This is a genomic window from Spongiactinospora rosea (genome assembly GCF_003315795.1).
In the GTDB taxonomy this organism is placed as follows: domain Bacteria; phylum Actinomycetota; class Actinomycetes; order Streptosporangiales; family Streptosporangiaceae; genus Spongiactinospora; species Spongiactinospora rosea.
In genome coordinates, this window is the sequence record NZ_QMEY01000022.1 from 135,188 (window position 1) to 154,419 (window position 19,232).

Sequence of the window (19,232 nt, forward strand, 5' to 3'; positions counted from 1 at the left end):
GATCATCACAGCATGTCATCGAGGGGGCGATGAGCAGGCACGTTGCTCGGCCCATCGGTTTGTCGGTGCGGTGATCTAGTGTCCCGGCCATGACTTCAGCGACGCAGGCGTACACGTACGCCGCGCCCTCCTCCCTCATCGACGGTCGCCTCGGACTGGCGACCTCCGGCGGCCGGGCCCTGTCCGGCCCGGCCGTGGCACCCCGCTTCTTCAGCGGCGTGGTGACCCAGACGGCCCCCGCCGCGGCGGCCCTGCTCGGCGTCGCCGATGTGGCGCTGGCCCGGTACCACCAGCCGCAGGCGCGGCCCGGGTGGGTGCGTGACCCGGTGGTGACGTGCAATGGGGACCGGCTGCGGTTCGAGTCGTTCTCGGCCTGTGGCGGGGTGTACGCCCGGCTCGACCTGCTCGGTGGCGCGCTCGACGGCGAGGTGTTCGACCGGGGCACCACCAACGTCGATGTGAACCCGCCGCTCCGGGAGGCGCTGGCGCGCATCGGGGCGCGGGATCCGCTGCACCTCGGGGTCGGGCTGGACGAGCTGGTCGTGACCACGATGGAGGGGGCGGTCGTGGAGAAGAAGGTGCCGCTGCCCGAGCGGTGGTTGCGTGGTTTCGCCGAGGTGCAGGTCATCGCCTCGGGGATGGACCAGCGCGGCGAGCTGACCGGCATGGCGGCGGTGCGGTTCCTGCGCGGGCTGCCCAAGAAGGGCACGGTGTGGGTGGCGCAGGCGGGGCGTGACCTGAAGGTCTCCGACCGGCGGGTACCGGGCTCGGTACAGCTCGCGGGGCCCAACCGGCTCGCCACCCTCCTGCCGCTGCTGCGGTTCGCGAAGTCGCTGCGGGTGTACGGCCCGGCCGACGCCGCCTCCAGCGCCTGGGAGCTGGAACTGCCCGGCATGCGCTACACGCTCACCCTCTCGCCCGAGGGCTGGCGCGGGTTCTCCGGCGAGGGCGCGGTGCTCAACGACCTGGCCACCGACGAGGCCGAGAACGACGCCGACGTGGTCGGCATGCTGCTCAACTTCGAGCCCGAGGTCGAGATCGGCCTGCTGGCCGACCGCGCGGGCCTGCCCGCCGACCGGGTGCGGGCCGCGCTGACGCAGCTCGGCGTGGCCGGCCGGGTCGGGTACGACCTGTCGGAGGCCGCCCACTTCCACCGCGAGCTGCCCTACGACAAGGACAACGTGCTTGTGCTCAACCCGCGGCTGGCCAAGGCGCGCAGGCTCGTCGACGCGGGCGCGGTGCACCTCGAAGGCGAGCTGGCCACCGTCACCACCTCGGGCGGCGCGCGCCGGGTCTCGCTGACCGACGGGTCCTGTACCTGCGAGTGGTGGTGGGACCATCGCGGCTCCCGCGGGCCGTGCAAACACGTGCTGGCCGCCCGGATCGTCGCCCGCGCCGCCGTGGAGGTCTCCCGATGACCCTGTGGACGGAGATCTGTGACCTGGTCCTCCGTGACCGGGTCGCCCGCTTGGCCGACCGGCTGGTCGCGCTCACCGAGGAGGAGCGCGCCGAGCTGGGCGGGCGGTTGCCCGGCCTGGTCAAGGAGCTGCGCCGGGTCCGCATCGAGGAGATGTTCGGCGATCGCGCCGACGACTCCGCGGAGGTCGCCTGGGAGATCGGCGAGCTGCTCGACGGGCGGGCCGACGCGCTGCTGCTGGCCGGGGTCGGCGTCATCACCGGCCCGGCCGCCGCCGTGACCTGGATGACCAGCCGCGATGTCAACCGTCGCTGGGCCGGGGACATCGATGTCGCCCAGGCGTGCCGGGTGGCGGCCTCCCGTCCTCTGGAGTGGCGGCGTGAGGTCGCGGTCCGGCTGGCCCGGCGGATACGCCGGCCCGCCGACCGGATCGCGCCGCTGGCCGTGGCGTTGCTGCGCGAGTCCGGTGCCGCGCCGCCCGACCACGACCCGCTGGTGGCCGCCTGGCTGGCCGAGCCGCACGTGGTCTATGACCCGCTGACCCCCCTGCTGCTGCCGCGCGTCTTCGACGCCGAGGGCGCGGGCCGCGCCCTCCGTGACGAACGCCTGGAGCCCCGCCCCACCCGCTGGCTGGCCGCCGCCACCCGCGAGCTGCCGAGGGAGCGGGTGCTCGACGGCTGCGTGAGCCGTTTCCTGCGCGGTGGCGACACGCAGGACCTGCGGTTCTTCGTACGGCTGCACACGCTCGCCGACCCCACGCCCGCCGAGACCGCGTCCCGGCTGCGCGACTACCTGCGGCTGCTGCCGTCGGCCCCGGGCACGGTCGCCGAGCTGGCCGCCGGGCAGGTGCGCGCGGCGATGCCGCTCGACCACGCCGACCTGGTGGAGGCGATCGAGGCGCTCACCTTCAGGGAGGAGGCCAAGCTCGCCGCCATCGGCCTGCGCTGGCTCGACCAGGCGGTGCGGGCCGCGCCCGAGTCGGCCGCCGATTTCGTGACCGCGCTGACCACGGCGTACGCGCACAAGTCCTTCGACGTGCGCGACCGCGCGGTCAAGGTGACCCTGAAACACGCCGGCCTGCTCGGCGAGCACGCCGAGGTGATTCTCGACGGCATCCGCGATCTCCCCGCCCACCTGGGCGTGAAGCTGGCCGAGCGGCTGGGCGGGGAGATCCCGGTCGAGGAGCTGCTGGAACGCAAGGTGTTCCCGCCGCTGCCCGAGCCGCGAAAGCCGCAGCGGTTTCCCGAGCCGTCGATCTCCGCCGGCTACGGTGAGGACTGGGTCGGCCAGGAGAGCTGGCTGGCGGCCTTCGTCGCCGGGGCCGCCGCCGACCGGGCCGGACTGCGCCGGCGGCTTCAGCCGCACGCCGAGCAGAACGAGGGCTACTGGCGTTCCAGGGAGGTGCGCTACGACGTCGACGACTGGCGGTCGGCGCTGTCCGCCGAGCTGATCAACCCCGGCAGTGTGCCGGAGGTGCCGCCGTTCGGGCCGGAGAAGTTCTGGGACGAGTCAAGCCATTCCGTGCGAGTACGCGTCCTCACCCGCGGCGAGGAGCCCGAACCGGAGCCGTCGAAGAGGCGGATCACGGTCGGCGGTGTCTACCGGCCGGGCCGCTACCTCGACGACGACGCCCCGCTGCGCGCCTTCTTCATCACCTGGAACACCGATGACGGTCCGGGCGGGGCGGTGGCCCGCGAGGGCGACCAGGAGATCCCCTTCGCCAGGGGCCGGATCCACCTGAACGGTTCCCCTGCCGACGACGAGAACGAGGAGAACGTCCAGTACGAGCAGGACGACCCCCGCTCGGTGCGGTCGAGGCCGGGCGTCGTGTACGACGACTCCGAGGAGGCCATGCCGTACCACATCCTCGACCGCGCCTACGAGCGCATGGCCGAGCTGGGCGTGGACCCGGCCCGGATCGCCGCCATGCGGGCGGGGGAGCAGGTGCCCCCGCCCGGCCCGGACGAGCCGCTGGTGCAGGTGACCGTCGCGTTCGTGCCGTCCCGGCTGCGTTCCTTCCTGCGCAAGGCGCTGCCCGAGCAGGACGAATGGCGGCGGCGCAACCATCTGCCCCACCCCAGGCGCGTCTCCCCGCCGCACGACTTCCTGCTGCACCGCTACGCGGAGCTGGCCGAGGCCCTGCGCAACGACACCCTGCCGCCCGTACTGCTGGCCACGCCCACCTGGATGAGCGGCCACCTCGACCCCGACGTACTGGTCGATCGGCTGGAGACCTGCGCCGCCGCCGGGGTGGAGCCGCCCCCGGCCGACCTGGCACAGGCGCTGCTGCGGCTGCCGCGCGGCGCCCACCGGGCGGCGGCCGACCGGGCCGCCAAGGTCGATTCGGAGGCGGCGCGCTCGGCCGCCCGCTGGCTGGCCGGTGGCGGCATGGCCGACCCCGAGTGCGGCCTCGTGTGGCGGCACATGGTGGACGCGTCCATGGTCGAGTTCGGCGACGGCGAGCCGGAGCACTTCACGTCGGTCAGGCTGAAGCCGGTGCTGCGGGTGACGGCCCCGACCGGCCATCGGCTGATCGACGAGGTGCTGTTGTCCGAGCCGCACGACTGGGCGGCCGACTTCAAGGGCACGCCGCGGGCGTGGCCCGCCATGCTGCCCTCGCATCGCGAGGTCGTGGCCGTCAACCTGCTGCCCTACCTGCTGCACGGGCACTGGAGTGTGGGGGTGACATCCACGGACGTCACCGGCCTGGACATCGCTCAGGGTCCGATGGGCGAGCCGATGGCGGTGATCCTGGCCTTCCTCCTGTCCGGCGACGCGTCCGGCATGATCCCGCTGGTCCTGGACATGGCCGCCAGGGGCGAGCTGCCCGCCGAGGCGATCGGCCGTCAGCTCGCGCTGGTGCTGCGCCGCACCTGGCGGGAGATCCGGCCCACCGTCGCGGCCCTGGGCGAGCTGGCCGCCGCCGGTGGCCACCGCGAGGTGTGGCGCATCCTGCGTGAACTGCTGCCGGAGCTGTTGCCGGGCCAGGGCAAGCGCACCACCGTCACCCACACCGAACTCGTCGCCTTCGCCGCCGACGTGGCCGGCTGGACCGACGCGCGCGGGGAGATCCCGATCATCGCCGAGTACGCGGGCAGCACCCGGACGAACCGCTTCGCCCACGAATGCAGACGCCTGCACACCCAACTCACCGGCTGAACACTTGTATTGGAAGCAATGTGTCTGTATATGATGCTGAACGTGCGACCAATATCGGAAGAGGATCTGACCGCGCGGGCCCGGATTCGGGACGCCGCGATGGGGCTGTTCGCGGAGCAAGGGGTCAAGGCGACCACCATTCGGGGGATCGCCGAGGCGGCGGGCGTCTCGCCCGGCCTGGTACAGCATCACTTCGGGAGCAAGGAGGAGCTGCGGCGGGCCTGTGACGAGTACGTCATCGGCTACATACGCGAGCAGGTGACCATCGGGACGAGCGACCGCAATCTGGAGCGGCCGGAGTTCATCGAGAGCGTCCACCGCAACGCGCCGCCGCTGATGAAGTACCTGTGCCGGGCCCTGGTGGACGGCTCGCCGGAGGCGCGGGCCATGTTCGACGAGCTGGTCAGCGTGACGGAGGAGCATCTGGCCCGCGAGAGCGGGCCAGAGGTCGATCACCGGGCCCGGGCGGCGGTGCTGACCGCGATGAAGCTGGGCATCACCGTGCTGCACGAGCACGTCTCGCGGGCCATCGGCACCGACATGTACGCCGCGCCCGGCGCGATACGCGTCGGCAAGGCGCATCTCGACCTGATCAGGCCCGAGTTCCTGGGCCGGGAGCTGTTCGACCAGGCCCGCACCGGGCTGGCGAAGTACGAGGAGGAGCGATGAGCGCCGCCGCCGTCATCCGCGTCGAGGGGCTGGTCAAGGCGTTCGGGAAGGCCAGGGCCCTCGACGGGCTGGACCTCACCGTACGCCCCGGCGAGGTGCACGGCTTCCTCGGGCCCAACGGCGCGGGCAAGACAACGACGATCCGGATCCTGCTCGGCCAGATGCGGGCGACCTCCGGCCGGGCCGAATTACTCGGCGGCGACCCGTGGCGGGAGGCCACCGAGCTGCACCGGCGGCTGGCGTACGTGCCCGGCGACGTCACCCTGTGGCCGTCGCTGACCGGCGGCGAGGTCATCGACCTGCTGGGCAGGACGCGCGGCGGGCTCGACCCCGGCAGGCGGGCCGAACTCCTGGACCGCTTCGAGCTGGACCCGCGCAAGAAGTGCCGTACCTACTCCAAGGGCAACCGGCAGAAGGTGGCGCTGGTGGCGGCCTTCGCCTCCGACGTCGAACTGCTGGTCCTGGACGAGCCGACCTCCGGCCTGGACCCGCTGATGGAGGCGGTCTTCCGCGAGTGCGTCGCCGCCGAGAAGCGCACCGGGCGCACGGTGCTGCTGTCCAGCCACATCCTGTCGGAGGTGGAGGCGCTGTGCGACCGGGTGAGCATCGTGCGTGCCGGGCGTACCGTCGAGACCGGCACCCTGGCCGAGCTGCGGCACCTCACCCGCACCTCGGTGACCGCCGAGCTGGCCGGACCCGCGCCGGGGCTGGCCGCGCTGCCCGGCGTCCACGATCTCAGCCTGGACGGCGACCGGCTGAGCTGCCAGGTGGACGGCGACGCGCTGACCGCCGTGCTCGGCGGGCTGGCCGGGGTGGGCGTACGCGCGCTGACCACCCAGCCGCCGACGCTGGAGACGCTGTTCCTGCGCCACTACGCGGGAGCGGCGAAATGACCGGTACCTGGACTCTCGTCCGGCTCATCCTGCGCAGGGACCGCGCGCTGCTGCCGGTGTGGATCGTCATCGGCGCGATCCTCCCGTCCTCCATCGCCTCCGCGACCGTCCGCCTGTACCCGGGCGAGGCGGCCCGCGAGGCGTTCGCCGCCGCGTCGATGAGCAACCCCGCCCAGCTGGCCATGCGCGGCGTCGTCTACGACGCGAGCGTCGGCGGCCTGACCGCCTGGACGCTCGGCGCGTCCGGCGCGCTGCTCGGCGGCCTGATCAGCATCCTGCTGGTGATCCGGCACACCAGGGCGGAGGAGGGGGCCGGGCGGCGCGAGCTGCTGTCGTCCGGCGCGATCGGCAGGCACGCGCCGCTGACCGCCGCGCTGGTGGCCGTCCTGGCGGCGGGCCTGCTGATGGGCCTGCTGGCGGTGCCCGGCCTGGCCGGGAACGGCCTGCCGGTGGGGTCCTCGCTGCTGTTCGGGCTGTCCTACGCGGTGGGCGGCTGGGCGTTCGCCGCCGTGGCCGCGGTCACGGCGCAGGTCAGCGCCTCCTCGGGGGCGGCAGGCGGGCTCGCCATCGCGGTCGCCGGGCTGCTGTTCGGGGTGCGTTCCGCGGCCGACACGACGGGGACCGGCTGGCTCGGCTGGCTGTCGCCGTTCGGCTGGGTACGGCTGACCGAGCCCTACGCCCGCGACCGGTGGTGGGTGCTCGGCCTGGTCGTGGCGTTCGTCGTGGCGCTGTCGGCGGTGGCGTTCGCGCTGTCCGCGCGGCGCGACGTGGCGGGCGGCCTGATGGCCGCCCGGCAGGGTCCGGCCGAGGGGGCGCTCACGGGCGTGTTCGGGCTGGCCGCGCGGCTGCACCGGGGTACGCTCGCCGGTTTCGCGGTGGGGTTCGCGGCGATGGGCGCGCTGGTCGGCGGGGCGGCGCGCGGGCTGGACGCCCAGTTGGACACACCGGAGTTCCGGGAACTGGCCGTGACCATGGGCGGCACGGACGCGCGGGTCTCTGAGGTGTTCTTCACGTTCGTCATCTACGTGCTCAGCCAGCTCGTCGCGGGCGCGGCGCTGGTGTCGGCGCTGCACGTCCGCGGCGAGGAGGCCGCGGGCCTGGCCGAACTCCTGCTGTCCGGCCCGGTCGGCCGGGCCCGCTGGGCGCTGAGCCATCTGGTGTTCGCGTTCGCGGGCCCGGCGCTGCTGCTGGCCGTACTGGGGGCGGCGGCGGGGCTGGTCTACGACGGTGACGCGCTCCGCGTCGCGGGGGCGGCGCTGGCGTACCTCCCGGCGGTGTGGTTCGTGACGGGGGTGGCGGTGCTGCTGTTCGGCGTACTGCCCAGGGCGGCCACGGCGGTGAGCTGGACGGTGCTCGGCGGGTTCCTGGTCATCGACCTGCTGGCGGAGTTCCGGCTGGCGGAAGGGGTCGTGGTGGACCTGTCGCCGTTCGTGCACGTGCCCGCGCTCCTGCTGGACGCCGGAGCGGCGCAGGCAGGGCCGTTGGCCCTGCTGACGCTGCTGGCCGCGGCCATGGCGGCGGCGGGGGTGGCCCTGCTGCGCCGGCGTGACCTGGTGCCCTCGGGTTAGGGCTCGCCCCGCGGGCCGTAGGCGCGCAGGAAGGCCGCGACCGCCGTGTCCGCGAGCCGGTCGCGGTCGGCGTCGGGGACGGCGCCCGCCTCGCTGCCGACGAACATCGCCCGGTTCACCGGAATCCACAGCAGCAGGCCCACCAGGTGGTGGGCGGCCATGGCGGCGTCGTCCAGGGAGAGCCGGCCGCGGGCGGCGAGGCGTTCGAAGCAGCCGGCCAGGGTCGTGAGTACGCGCTCGAAGCCGTTCTCGTACCAGGCACGGCCGAGTTCGGGGAACCGGTCGGCCTCGGCGATGACCAACCGGCGCAGCCGGAGCACCTCGGGGCGCAACAGCGCGTCGAGGAACGTGCGGGCCAGCCGGCGCAGGTCCTCCGCCGGGTCGTCGCCCTCGTCGAGGGTCGCCGCCACCACCTTGACGAGGGCGTCCACCTCAGTGGTGGTGGCGAGGACGATGTGGGTGAAAAGCTGCTGCTTGTCGGTGAAGTGCTTGTACACGGTCTGCTTGGAGACCCCCGCGAGCGCCGCCACCTCGTCCATGCTCGCGCCGACGTAGCCGTTGCGGAGGAAGACCGCCGTCGCGGCCTCGGCTATCTGGCCGCGCTTGCGGGCCGTACGGCTCGCCTCACCATCGATGTCTGTCATAGGCCCTCTCTCTCCGATGGGGAAGAGAGTACTGGACAGTTCCGTACTGATGCCAGTACTGTACCGTCCAGTTCCCATAGAGAAATGGACATATGACCATGAACGTCCTTCAGGAGCAGGTGCAGCAGGCCGCCGACGAGCTGGTGGCGTCCGGCCGCGAGCGCGGCCTCCAGGTGGCCGTCTACCAGGACGGCGCGCAGGTGGTCGATGTGGTCGCCGGGATCGCCGACCCCGAGACCGGGCGGCCGGTCACCGCGGACACCCCCTTCTACAACTTCTCCATCGGCAAGGGCGCCACCGCGACCGTCGCCCACCTGCTCGCCGAGCGCGGGCTGTTCGGCTACGACACTCCGGTGGCCGAGCTGTGGCCGGAGTTCGGGGCGCACGGCAAGGGCGGGGTGACCGTACGCCACGTGCTCACCCACACGGCCGGCGTGCCCGGGGTGCCGCTGGACACCACGCCCGAGGACGTCTGCCGCTGGGAGACCATGGTCGCCGCGCTGGAGAACGCCGAGCTGTGGTGGGAGCCGGGGACCAAGGTGGGCTACCACGCCTACACGTTCGGGTTCCTCGTGGGTGAGATCGTGCGGCGGGTGACCGGCAAGCCCATCTCGCAGGTGCTGCGCGAGGAGATCGGCGAGCCGCTGGGCGTGGCCCGCGAGCTGTACTTCGGCATGCCCGCCGCCGAGCACCACCGGCTGGCCCGGCTGGAGGACGCGCCCGTGGACATGTCGGCGTTCGCCGACATGCCGGATGACCTGCCGATGTTCAAGGCGGGCCCGATGAGCCTGATGCCCACCGCCGCGCTCGGCAGCAGGCCCGACTACCTGACCGCCGACATCCCCGCCGGGGGCAAGACCACGGCCAGGGCCATCGCCCGCATGTACGCGGCCCTGCTCGGCGAGGTGGACGGCGTACGGCTGATCTCGCCGGAACGGCTGCGCGAGGCGACGGCCGTCGCCGTCAGCGGGCCCGACGAGGTGTTCGGCATGCCCTCCGCCTGGGGGCTCGGGTACGCGATCGGCCGGCCGGACTCCTCGCCGGACCAGACGCCGGCCGTGTTCGGCATGGCCGGGGCCGGGGGCAGCGCCGCGTACGCCGACACCGCCACCGGGGTGACCGTGGCCATCACCAAGAACCTGCTGACGAACGACTTCGACACGGTGACCGTGATCGGTGACATCGTCGCCAAGTCCGTTTCCCGATGAATACCTGATGTGAATTGTCGGCCTGGGCCGCGAACCGATCCGGCCCATCGGCCGTCCAACTAAATGAGTGGCGATCGGCGGAGCCCACGGCTACGTTGAGAGCCCGACAACACACGGCAACGGACAAGGATCAGCAAGTGGACCACGAGGTGGATCGCATTCGCAGGCGCGGCCGTACGCGGTCCCGCGTGCGCCTCGTGTCCCGGTGGCGATGCCGCTGACCTGCGAAGGTTCGGCAAAGCCGCCCGGGACACCACCCAGGCGGCTTTTTCATTGGAATGACCATGTTCGGCCTCGTAGCTCAGTGGAGAGAGCGCCGGTCTACGAAACCGGGTCTGCCGCAGGTTCAAGTCCTGCCGGGGCCACGATCGGAACAACCGAATAACCGAGAAACGGCCTGTAGCTCAGCCGGAAGAGCACCGGTCTTACAAACCGGGTGTCGCGGGTTCGATTCCTGCCGGGCCGACGTGGGTGACCGTGGTGTAGGCGGGAGCATACCGGGCGTCGATTCCGGTGGTGCCAGTTCAAATCTGGTCGGTCGCCCTTCACGCTCCGGACACCTAGAGCACGTTGCCAATGTGCGAACGCACATGGTAGATGTGAGAAACATGAAGTGGGTGCTGTTCGACTTCGGCGGGGTCATCTGTGATCCTCCTGGGCCGCGCGAGGCCGCGGCCCTGAGCGGGCTCATCGGAGTGCGGGAGGAGCGCTTCTGGGAGGTCTACTGGGAGGGCCGGCTCGACTACGACATGGCCACGGTGGACGCGGCCGGGTTCTGGGGCGGCGTCTACACCGGGCTCGGCCTCACGGCGGCCGACGCGCCGCTCGATGAGCTGATCGCGCTCGACCTCAAGATGTGGGGCTATCTCAACTCCGGCACTCTGGACATCCTGCGCGAGCTGGAGGGCCGCGCGGTGCCGCTGGCGCTGCTGTCGAACGCGCCGCTGGAGATGGCCCGGCTGATCGACGAGCAGCCGTGGGCGGCGGTGTTCAGCCACCGCTTCTTCAGCGCCGACCTGCGCCGGGCCAAGCCCGACCCGGCGATCTACCGGGAGGTGTGCGAGCGGCTGGGCGTGTCCCCGGGCGACGTGGTGTTCGTCGACGACCGGGCGGACAACGTCGAGGCGGCCACCGCGCTCGGCATCTCCGGCGTGCTGTTCACCGACGCCGACCGGCTGCGCGCCGACCTGGATCGCCTGGTGTCCACATGATGAGATGACGTTCTCATATCATGGGATGACCTGTTAGGGTCCCTGTCGAGCGGCGATCGCGAGGAGGGTGCCATGAGCAGGCATGCCGTCTACACGCACGGCCACGACGAGTCCGTACTGCGCTCCCACCGGTGGCGCACCGCGGACAACTCCGCGGCGTACCTGCTGCCGCACCTCGCGCCGGGCCAGGCCCTGCTCGACATCGGCTGCGGACCGGGCACCCTCACGCTGGACCTCGCGGCCCGCGTCGCGCCCGGCCGCGTCACCGCCGTGGAGGTGACGCCCGACGCGCTCGACCTGGCCAGGGCGGAGGCGGCCCGGCGCGGCCAGGACGGCGTGGAGTTCGTGGTGGGCGACGTCCACGCCCTCGACCTGCCCGGCGACTCCTACGACGTGGTCCACGCCCACCAGGTGCTCCAGCACGTCGGCGACCCGGTGGGCGCGCTGCGCGAGATGCGGCGGGTCTGCCGTCCGGGCGGCGTGGTCGCCGTCCGCGACAGCGACTACGCGGCCTTCGCGTGGTACCCGCAGCCGCCCGAGCTGGACGACTGGCTCGCCCTCTACCAGCGGGTGGCCCGCGCCAACGGCGGCGAGCCCGACGCCGGGCGGCGGCTGCTGTCCTGGGCCCGCGCCGCCGGTTTCACCGACATCACCGCCACCTCGGCCACCTGGTGTTTCACCACGCCCGAAGACCGGGCCTGGTGGGGCGGCATGTGGGCGGACCGCATCCTGCGTTCGGACATGGCGGCCCAGGCCCTCGCCACCGGCGCGGCCACCGACGACGACCTGCGCCGCATCTCGGCGGGCTGGCTCGCCTGGGCCGAGTCGCCGGACGGCTGGCTGTCCATCCCGCACGGCGAACTCATCTGCCGCGCCTGACCAAGGGCGAACGAAAAAGCCCGCGACAATCGAACGTCGCGGGCCTTTCTCGTCAAGACCGGTGTTACTCGAGGTACTCGCGGAGCGCCTGGGAGCGGGACGGGTGTCGCAGCTTGGACATCGTCTTGCTCTCGATCTGGCGGATCCGCTCGCGGGTCACGCCGTACACCTTGCCGATCTCGTCCAGCGTCTTGGCCTGGCCGTCGGTCAGCCCGAACCGCATCGAGACCACCCCGGCCTCCCGCTCCGACAGCGTGTCCAGCACCGAGTGGAGCTGCTTCTGCAGGAGCGCGAAGCTGACCGCGTCCTCGGGCACGATCGCCTCGGAGTCCTCGATCAGGTCACCGAACTCGCTGTCGCCCTCCTCACCCAGCGGGGTGCTCAGCGAGATCGGCTCACGGCCGTACTTCTGCACCTCCACGACCTTCTCCGGCGGCATGTCCAGCTCACGGCCCAGCTCCTCCGGGGTCGGCTCGCGGCCGAGGTCCTGCAACATCTGGCGCTGCACCCGGGCCAGCTTGTTGATGACCTCGACCATGTGAACCGGGATGCGGATGGTGCGGGCCTGGTCGGCCATCGCCCTGGTGATCGCCTGCTTGATCCACCAGGTGGCGTAGGTGGAGAACTTGAATCCCTTGGTGTAGTCGAACTTCTCGACCGCACGGATCAGGCCCAGGTTGCCCTCCTGGATCAGGTCCAGGAAGAGCATCCCGCGCCCGGTGTACCGCTTGGCGAGCGACACCACCAGCCGCAGGTTGGCCTCCAGCAGGTGGTTCTTCGCACGGCGGCCGTCCTCGGCGATCCATTCCAGCTCGGCGCGGACGTCGACCGGCAGCGACCCGAACTCCGAGGCCAGTTGCTCCTCGGCGAACAGCCCGGCCTCGATCCGCTTGGCCAGCTCGACCTCCTGCTCGGCGTTGAGCAGGGAGACCTTGCCGATCTGCTTGAGATAGTCCTTGACCGGGTCGGCGGTGGCGCCGGCCGCGGCGGCTATCTGGGCGATGGGCTCGCCATCGTCACCGATGTCGTCCTCAGCGTCGAGCAGGGTGAAGGACTCGTCCTCCGGCCCGGCGGGCTCGGCCGGCGGAACCTCATCCGGCTCGGCGATGGGTTCGGCGACCTGCGACGAGGTCGCGGCCGACGAACGACTCGAACGGGCAGGCGACACAGATACCTCCTGGCGCGACCGGACCCGCATCTGCCATGTCAGATGCGCGGGTCCCACTTCAGGTATTGACGTATAACGCGATACCTGACGTTCCCGATTCCCGGTTATCGCATTTTCACTGGTCAGAGCCATACCGCCCGGTCGGAATCGGTGCGACGGGCCCTTTCGTAGGAGGGTATCCGCTGTTCGGCGGTGCCTGGACCACCCCGCCGGAAACCCCGCCCCGGTCGGCGAAACCGCTGGCTAGAGTGCTGAACGTGCGGCACATGGGGGAAACCCGCGAAGGCTTACGGCAGTCCGCGCTGACCGGCGTGGTGATCGCCGTCATCCTGGCCGGCCCGTGGGTGGCGTCGCTGGTGAAGCCGTCCGTGCCGGTGGGGCCGCTGGACATCGGAGCGTCCGTGGCCGCGTCCGCCGCGATGCCGGCACGCCGCCGGTGGCCGCTGGCCGTACTCCTCGGCGCCACGCTGCTCTGCTTCGTCTACTACCCGCTGTCCGCGCTGGACGGCCCCCTGGTCGCCGCCCTGTTCCTGGCCCTCTACACGGCCGCCGACCGGGGCCGCGTACTGCCCTCGCTGCTGCTGACCGTCGCCGCGCTGGCCGCGATCGGCGTCGAGGAACTGCGCGGCGACCTCCGGCACGTGGACGACAGCATGATCATGCTGGTCGGCGGGTGGATGCTCGCCGCCGTGGCGATCGGCGGGGTCACCCACAACCACCGCGCCTACCTGCGGGAGGCCGAGCAGCGGGTCCGCGCCGCCGAGCACGGCAAGGAGGAGGAGGCCCGCCGCCGCGCGCTGGAGGAACGGCTGCGCATCGCCAGGGACCTGCACGACGTACTCGGCCACAACCTGTCCCTGATCAACGTCCAGGCCGGGGCGGCCCTGCACCGCCTGGCCGACCACCCCGAGCAGGCCGCGCCCGCGCTCGCCACGATCAAGGAGACCAGCCGCGACACCCTGCGCGAACTGCGCGCGACGCTCGGCGTACTCCGGCAGGGCGACCCCGAACGGCCCCCCGGCCTGGCCGGTCTCGGCGAGCTGATCGGCCGCTGCGGGCTCGACGTACGCACCGACGTGGCGGGCGAGCTGACCGGCCTGCCGCCCGAGGTGGACACCGCCGCCGCGCGGATCGTCCAGGAGGCGCTGACCAACGTCGCCCGCCACTCGGGCGTGCGGGCCGCCACGGTACGGATCCGCAGGTCCGGCGGCACCCTACTGGTCGAGGTGGACGACGAGGGCCACGGTACGCCGTGCGCCCCCGGCTACGGCATCACCGGCATGCGCGAACGCGCCGCCGCACTCGGCGGCACCCTCACCGCCGGCCCACGCCCCGGCGGCGGCTTCCGGGTGGCCGCCGAGATCCCATGCGCGACTAACGCACCAGGCGTATAAGGGGCGTGGGGCCACATCCGGGGGAGTACATCGAAAACCCGCTCAGGCGGGACGCGCTGGACGATACCGCCCGGCCATCCTCTCTTGTCATGGAGAGCACGCTCGACCTCGCCCGCTCGATGTTCGCCGTCACGGCGGGAGGGCACTTCCTGTTCGTGGCGCTGACGCTGGGGCTGGCCACGGTCGTCGCGGTGATGCAGACCCGGGCGACCATCGGCGGCAGCGCGATCCACCTGCGGATGACCCGCTTCTGGGGACGCCTCTACGTCATCAACTACGCCATGGGCATCGTCACCGGGCTGGTGATGGAGTTTCAGTTCGGGCTGAACTGGAGCGGCCTGATGCACTACACGGGCAGTACGTTCGGCGCGGCGCTGGCCATGGAGACGCTGCTCGCGTTCTTCCTGGAATCGACGTTCCTGGGGCTGTGGATCTTCGGGTGGGGGCGGCTGAACCGGTGGGTGCACCTGGCGACGATCTGGGTGGTGGCACTGACTGCGTACGCTTCGGCGTACTTCATCCTGGTTTCCAACGGGCTGATGCAGAACCCGGTCGGGTACGCGGTCGTGGACGGAGAGATGCGGCTCACCGATCCTGTCGCGGTGTTCACCAATCCGGCGGCGCTGCAGGCGTTCGGGCACGTCGGCTCGGCGGCGCTGGTGGTCGCGGGGTTCCTGCTGGCCGGGGTGAGCGCGTACCACCTGCGCCGACGTACGTCCGAGCAGGAGTTCTTCCGGCGCTCGCTGCGCATCGGGGTCGGGCTGACGCTGCCCGGACTGGTGGTCGTCACCGGGTTCGGCGGCGTGCAGTTCGAGATCATGCAGGGCATGAAGGGGGCCGTCTTCGGCGGTGACGCGGCGCAGGTCGCGCGGTACCAGGAGATGATGGTGGCCGCCCACGGTCCCGGTGACTACGTGCCTCCGGCCGGGCCGGTGCAGGCGGGCGGCACGGTGATGCTGGCGCTGTGCGCGGTGATGCTGCTGATCTCGCTGGTGAGCTTCGTGCTGATGTTCTTCCCCGCGGCGGTGCGGGGGCTGCGGGCGTGGCACGTACTGCTCATCGCGGCGGTGCCGCTGCCGTACGTCGCGATGCTGGGCGGGTGGGTTCTGCGCGAGATCGGGCGTCAGCCGTGGGTCGTGTACGGCAGGCTGACCACCGCCGAGGCGCTGTCGGACCTCACGCCCGGGCAGGTGCGGGTGTCGTTCTTCGGGTTCACCGCGCTGTTCGTGGCGATCGTGGCGCTCAACGCCTGGATGCTGGCCCGGCACGCGCGGCGGGGGCCGGAGGAGTCGGTGGTGACGCCGGTGGCGGTGCCGGTCGTCAGCTATTAGCGGGTTCGCCGGGAATGCGAAAGGGCCGGCCCGTCCCCCGGGTAGCCGGCCCTTTCCGTGTCGTGCTCAGGGTGCGACGGGCTCTTCTTCGGCCGGACGCTCGCGCTGGGCGTGCTCCGCCGCCTCAACCGACTCGCGGTCACGGTCGCGACGGTACTCCCTGACCGAGTACGCGATGGCGGCGGCCCAGATCAGGGCGATGACGATGTAGGCGACCGTCTGCACGCCGCTGCCGGCGTCCACCCAGTCGCTGCGCAGGATGGTCCGCACGTTGGTGAGGATGATGACGCCGCCCACGGCCGAGCCGAGGATGCGCGGCGGGATGTGCCGGACCAGCCAGGCCGCGATCGGCGCGGCGATGACGCCGCCGAGCAGCAGCACGAGGACCCAGGACACATTGATGTTCTCCGACCCGATGCCGACCAGGAAGCCGATGCTGGCCGCGATGGCGACGATGAACTCGCTGGCGTCGATGGAGCCGATCACCTTGCGCGGCTCAAGCCGGCCGCTGGCCAGGATCGCCGGAGTACCGACCGGACCCCAGCCGCCACCGCCCGTGGCGTCGACGAACCCGGCGACCAGGCCGAGCGGGGTCAGGAAGCGCTTGCGCAGCGGCTTGCCGAGGTTGCCCCGGGGCAGGCCGAACGCGGTGAACCGGATGATGATGTAGACACCGAGCGCGAGCAGGATGAGCGACATCACCGGGGCCGCGACCTCGGTGGAGAGGGTCGACAGGAAGGTGGCACCCGCGAACGCGCCGACACCACCCGGGATGCCGATCTTGGCGACGACCTTCCAGTCGATGTTCTTGAATCGCCAGTGCGAGATGCCGGACGCCAGCGTGGTGCCGATCTCGGCTAGGTGGACGGTCGCCGAGGCGGCGGCGGGGTTGGTGCCGATGGCGAGTAGCAGCGTGGTCGAAGTGACGCCGTAGGCCATGCCGAGGCTGCCATCGACGAGTTGTGCCGCCAGGCCGACGAGGCCCAGGAGGACGAGTGCGCGCACAACATCCCCTTCCTAGTATACCTACTGTGCTGATAGGAATTATGGTTTAACGTGATTGCGGATACGTCAAGTCCGTTTGGAACGTTGCGAAGATCGGGCAGTCGCTGACGTGTCGCGTTATGTCGCGAAAACGGGCCCTATAGCACCCAGCCGACGCGGAAGCAGCGATGGTTTCCCCCGCATAAGCCCAGGTCAGATGCTTGATCGCCTACACCTAGATCAGATACCCCGCACGCCGCCCCAGAAATGATCTATGCCTGAAGCCCCCCTCGTGACCGAACCGGTATACGAGACGCCCCCATCCACCAGTACGCAGATGTCCCATTAGCGCCCCCGAAGCCCCATGCCCCGCCCCCAATCGTCCTCGCTGACGCTCGGCCTGTTCTTCCTCGTGTCGGCCTCCGCCCGACACCCCGCCTCCGTCGGGAACGACGCGCTCCGCGCGGGAGGGCGGGCTTCGCCCAGGGGGCCGCGCCCCATGGGTTCGCGCTACGCGCGGGGGCAGGGCCTCGCCTAAGGGGTCGCGCTCTGCGCGAGAGGACAGGGCTCCGCCCATGGGTTCGCGCTCCGGGCGCACAATCGCCTTCGCTTCGCTCAGCCGTGCTTTCGATGTCGGGCTTCGCCCGACGCCCCGCCTCCGGCGGGAACGACGCGCTCCGCGCAAGAGCAGGGGCTTCGCCCAGGGGCCACGCTCCGCGCCAGGGCAGGGCTTCGCCCCATGGGTTCGCGCTCCGCGCGGAGGCAGGGCCTCGCCTAAGGGGTCGCGCTCCGCGCGAGAGAGCAGGGGCTTCGCCCAAGAGGCCGCGCTTCGGGTCGGCTCTTCGCCATCAAGGTAGATGACGGCATCCTCCTGACCATCAGAGAAGCTACACCCGGTCCTCGCCGAGAAGGCGTCGCACATGGCGGCGTACAGGATGTTGCAACTCCGCGTAGTCGTCCACGCGGTAAGACCGGCTGAGGATGTGCGCGGCGGCACCGAGCTGGGCAACCTGGCCGGTCGGTGAGGCCAGTAGGTCGGCGAATTCGTCGTGTACCTGCCCCGCCATGTCGGGGACCAGGAGGCTGTGCAGGTACAGGGTGGCAACGCCGAACCCTGCGGGGGCGCGGCCCCAGTACTCCCAGTCGAGGATCCACAGCCGTGGTCTGGTCAGGTTGGACCAGTGCAGGTCCGTGTGCTCGGTGCGCATCGCCGGGGGCGGCAGGGCCAGGGGACGTTCGTAGGTGTCGCCGAGTTCGCGTAGGTAGGCGTCGGCGTCGTGGTCGCCTCGTTCGGTGGGGTGACCGGCGAGGGTGTTGAGGGCCTCGCGCAGGTCTGTCCACCAAGCGTCGGGGAGTGTGATGGCCTCGCGCAGGTCGGGGGTGGGTGAGCATGGTGTGTCGGAGACGTAGGTCATCAACTCGGCGTACATCTCGACGGGCGGTTCACTCCATTCGACACGGTTGATCAGGAGAGGCTTGGGGACGCCCGTGATGTCGGCGGCGTCCGGGTTGCCGTTCCAGGCTTCGCCCTGTGCCCAATCTCTGTGCTCGGCGGTCGCCCGCAGCCAGAACCGGCCGTCCTGGCGAAGGGCGGCCGATCCGATCGTACGGTCGCGCCACCCGAACACCATGTCGCCGGACAGCGTGACGCGGAGCCTTTCGGCTCCCTCGGCCAGGATGCGCCGCAGGAAGAGGCGTTGCCCGCTCTCGTGGTCTCCGGTGGTCACGCCGTGTCTTTCTAGCTGGTGGGCCTGCACTTGTTGGGCTTGCACCCTCGGTCGGGGGTGCACAGCCGCTTATCAGGGTCGCACGATCCGTAGTCAGGAGCGCATCCCTGGCGGGGCCTGCACGGGGTGCGGTACTGCGGGACGCACGCGGGTCCGCACGAGGGGCCGCAGCGAGGGGTGCAGGCGTCGGGGCCGCACTCGGCGTCCGCTGTGGCGAATGTGGCCCGCAGTTCGCGGGTGATCCGCTCGAACACTTCGCCTTCCACGATGTCGGCGAGCGAGGACCGCAGGACGTTCCCGGCGGTGAGCCAGCGTGAGAAGACGCAGGGCCAGACGTCACCCGCCGGGGAGATGGCCGCCTTGCGGTCTGCGCAGTGCCCGCAGAGTTGATCGATGCCGGGGCCGGCCTCGCGGACGCCGCGACCCACCTCGCGTAGGTCGTCGTATCCGATGTCGGGGATGCCGATTCGTTCCAGGACGGAGATGCCCTGCCTGACGCGCTGCCTGTTGAGAACACCGACGACGCCGGCGCGGACCGGTATGCCGTACTCGTGCGCGCGGGCGATGTTCCTGCTGGTGGCCCGTAGCGTAGGCCGCCCTGTGATGACTTGGTGTTCCTGCTGGTCATCGGTGTGTCGGGTAGCCCCTGCTCCTCTCGGATGCAGGGGCCCCCTCAGAACCGGGCGTGCGACTCTCACCGCACCCGGCTCAAGCAGGTCGCAAGAGCTATGCATTGGGAATTCTCCTTGGTCCAGGCTGGTGGTCGGCTGCATGGTGCTGCCGGTGGCACGCAGCGTGGATGAGCACGAGATTGGACCTGTCATCTGTGCCACCTTGGCGCCGGTAGATCAGATGGTGCCTGTTGATCGTCCTGGCGTTTGCCACGAACCATTCCGCCCAGCTACGAACGGAGTCCGGCTCATAGCCCACGCCTTCGATCAAGTCCAGTCCGCAGAGCGGACATAGACCCTTTTGCCTGG

General features: G+C 71.2%; 16 protein-coding genes and 3 tRNA genes. 13 read left to right on the forward strand and 6 right to left on the reverse strand.

Annotated elements, in window-relative coordinates:
- The first annotated feature begins 89 nt into the window (after positions 1 to 89).
- Genes DP939_RS35105 through DP939_RS35125 form a run of 5 tightly spaced genes read left to right on the forward strand, consistent with a single transcriptional unit; the run spans position 90 to position 7,706 of the window.
- Positions 90 to 1,418 (forward strand): SWIM zinc finger family protein, encoded by a 1,329-nt coding sequence (locus tag DP939_RS35105; protein WP_113985149.1) that lies wholly within the window; start codon positions 90 to 92, stop codon positions 1,416 to 1,418.
- A complete protein-coding gene (locus DP939_RS35110) occupies positions 1,415 to 4,576 on the forward strand; it encodes a DUF7824 domain-containing protein (RefSeq protein WP_113985150.1) in 3,162 nt (1,053 codons plus the stop codon). Before DP939_RS35105 ends, DP939_RS35110 begins: the two co-directional genes overlap by 4 nt.
- Positions 4,577 to 4,618: 42 nt before the next feature.
- The gene (locus tag DP939_RS35115; RefSeq protein WP_158578879.1) at positions 4,619 to 5,245 is read left to right on the forward strand and encodes a TetR/AcrR family transcriptional regulator; all 627 of its coding nucleotides are present in this window, start codon (positions 4,619 to 4,621) and stop codon (positions 5,243 to 5,245) included.
- On the forward strand, positions 5,242 to 6,138 hold the full coding sequence (locus DP939_RS35120) for an ABC transporter ATP-binding protein (protein WP_113985152.1): 897 nt from the start codon (positions 5,242 to 5,244) through the stop codon (positions 6,136 to 6,138). Before DP939_RS35115 ends, DP939_RS35120 begins: the two co-directional genes overlap by 4 nt.
- A complete protein-coding gene (locus DP939_RS35125) occupies positions 6,135 to 7,706 on the forward strand; it encodes an ABC transporter permease (RefSeq protein ID WP_113985153.1) in 1,572 nt (523 codons plus the stop codon). Before DP939_RS35120 ends, DP939_RS35125 begins: the two co-directional genes overlap by 4 nt.
- On the opposite strand, the gene DP939_RS35130 is transcribed toward DP939_RS35125, so the two are convergent.
- The gene (locus DP939_RS35130) at positions 7,703 to 8,350 is read right to left on the reverse strand and encodes a TetR/AcrR family transcriptional regulator (RefSeq protein ID WP_113985154.1); all 648 of its coding nucleotides are present in this window, start codon (positions 8,348 to 8,350) and stop codon (positions 7,703 to 7,705) included. The genes DP939_RS35125 and DP939_RS35130 overlap by 4 nt on opposite strands.
- Positions 8,351 to 8,448: 98 nt before the next feature.
- Between DP939_RS35130 and DP939_RS35135 the strand changes: the two genes are divergently transcribed.
- From DP939_RS35135 to DP939_RS35160, 6 genes are all read left to right on the forward strand, one after another.
- Positions 8,449 to 9,558, forward strand: a complete 1,110-nt coding sequence (locus DP939_RS35135; RefSeq protein ID WP_113985172.1) for a serine hydrolase domain-containing protein — start codon at positions 8,449 to 8,451, stop codon at positions 9,556 to 9,558.
- 290 nt (positions 9,559 to 9,848) lie between these two features.
- Positions 9,849 to 9,923 (forward strand) — tRNA-Arg (locus DP939_RS35140).
- 28 nt (positions 9,924 to 9,951) lie between these two features.
- Positions 9,952 to 10,024 (forward strand) — tRNA-Val (locus DP939_RS35145).
- 5 nt (positions 10,025 to 10,029) lie between these two features.
- A tRNA-Arg gene (locus DP939_RS35150) sits at positions 10,030 to 10,101 on the forward strand.
- Between the two features lie 65 nt (positions 10,102 to 10,166).
- On the forward strand, positions 10,167 to 10,769 hold the full coding sequence (locus DP939_RS35155) for an HAD family hydrolase (protein WP_113985155.1): 603 nt from the start codon (positions 10,167 to 10,169) through the stop codon (positions 10,767 to 10,769).
- A 72-nt stretch (positions 10,770 to 10,841) separates the two neighbouring features.
- Positions 10,842 to 11,648, forward strand: a complete 807-nt coding sequence (locus DP939_RS35160) for a class I SAM-dependent methyltransferase (RefSeq protein ID WP_113985156.1) — start codon at positions 10,842 to 10,844, stop codon at positions 11,646 to 11,648.
- 64 nt (positions 11,649 to 11,712) lie between these two features.
- On the opposite strand, the gene DP939_RS35165 is transcribed toward DP939_RS35160, so the two are convergent.
- Entirely contained in the window at positions 11,713 to 12,948 is a 1,236-nt protein-coding gene (locus DP939_RS35165) for an RNA polymerase sigma factor (protein ID WP_450097548.1), read from the reverse strand.
- Positions 12,949 to 13,082: 134 nt separating this feature from the next.
- Here DP939_RS35165 and DP939_RS35170 point away from each other — a divergent pair, with 134 nt between their 5' ends.
- Both DP939_RS35170 and DP939_RS35175 read left to right on the forward strand, forming a co-directional pair.
- Positions 13,083 to 14,210: a sensor histidine kinase gene (locus DP939_RS35170; RefSeq protein ID WP_113985157.1), complete on the forward strand. Its 1,128-nt coding sequence runs from the start codon at positions 13,083 to 13,085 to the stop codon at positions 14,208 to 14,210.
- A gap of 89 nt (positions 14,211 to 14,299) precedes the next feature.
- Positions 14,300 to 15,541, forward strand: coding sequence for a cytochrome ubiquinol oxidase subunit I (locus tag DP939_RS35175; RefSeq protein ID WP_113985158.1), 1,242 nt, complete (start codon positions 14,300 to 14,302; stop codon positions 15,539 to 15,541).
- Between the two features lie 66 nt (positions 15,542 to 15,607).
- Here the strand turns inward: DP939_RS35175 and DP939_RS35180 are convergent, their stop codons facing one another.
- From DP939_RS35180 to DP939_RS48210, 4 genes are all read right to left on the reverse strand, one after another.
- Complete coding sequence (locus DP939_RS35180) at positions 15,608 to 16,546, reverse strand: sulfite exporter TauE/SafE family protein (RefSeq protein WP_113985159.1); 939 nt, start codon at positions 16,544 to 16,546, stop codon at positions 15,608 to 15,610.
- A gap of 866 nt (positions 16,547 to 17,412) precedes the next feature.
- The gene (locus DP939_RS35185; protein ID WP_199565622.1) at positions 17,413 to 18,252 is read right to left on the reverse strand and encodes an aminoglycoside phosphotransferase; all 840 of its coding nucleotides are present in this window, start codon (positions 18,250 to 18,252) and stop codon (positions 17,413 to 17,415) included.
- Positions 18,253 to 18,263: 11 nt separating this feature from the next.
- Complete coding sequence (locus tag DP939_RS46445; protein ID WP_158578880.1) at positions 18,264 to 18,680, reverse strand: SPASM domain-containing protein; 417 nt, start codon at positions 18,678 to 18,680, stop codon at positions 18,264 to 18,266.
- Positions 18,681 to 18,978: 298 nt separating this feature from the next.
- Positions 18,979 to 19,182, reverse strand: a complete 204-nt coding sequence (locus DP939_RS48210; RefSeq protein WP_318656336.1) for an HNH endonuclease — start codon at positions 19,180 to 19,182, stop codon at positions 18,979 to 18,981.
- Positions 19,183 to 19,232: the final 50 nt, after the last annotated feature.

Bases quoted from the DNA above. Each gene is read 5' to 3' on its own strand.
- DP939_RS35110 (WP_113985150.1), top strand. From the start codon at position 1,415: ATGACCCTGTGGACGGAGATCTGTGACCTGGTCCTCCGTGACCGGGTC.
- DP939_RS35155 (WP_113985155.1), top strand. From the start codon at position 10,167: ATGAAGTGGGTGCTGTTCGACTTCGGCGGGGTCATCTGTGATCCTCCT.
- DP939_RS35125 (WP_113985153.1), top strand. From the start codon at position 6,135: ATGACCGGTACCTGGACTCTCGTCCGGCTCATCCTGCGCAGGGACCGC.
- DP939_RS35170 (WP_113985157.1), top strand. From the start codon at position 13,083: ATGGGGGAAACCCGCGAAGGCTTACGGCAGTCCGCGCTGACCGGCGTG.
- DP939_RS35135 (WP_113985172.1), top strand. From the start codon at position 8,449: ATGAACGTCCTTCAGGAGCAGGTGCAGCAGGCCGCCGACGAGCTGGTG.
- DP939_RS35130 (WP_113985154.1), bottom strand. From the start codon at position 8,350: ATGACAGACATCGATGGTGAGGCGAGCCGTACGGCCCGCAAGCGCGGC.
- DP939_RS35160 (WP_113985156.1), top strand. From the start codon at position 10,842: ATGAGCAGGCATGCCGTCTACACGCACGGCCACGACGAGTCCGTACTG.
- DP939_RS35120 (WP_113985152.1), top strand. From the start codon at position 5,242: ATGAGCGCCGCCGCCGTCATCCGCGTCGAGGGGCTGGTCAAGGCGTTC.
- DP939_RS35165 (WP_450097548.1), bottom strand. From the start codon at position 12,948: ATGGCTCTGACCAGTGAAAATGCGATAACCGGGAATCGGGAACGTCAG.
- DP939_RS35175 (WP_113985158.1), top strand. From the start codon at position 14,300: ATGGAGAGCACGCTCGACCTCGCCCGCTCGATGTTCGCCGTCACGGCG.
- DP939_RS35105 (WP_113985149.1), top strand. From the start codon at position 90: ATGACTTCAGCGACGCAGGCGTACACGTACGCCGCGCCCTCCTCCCTC.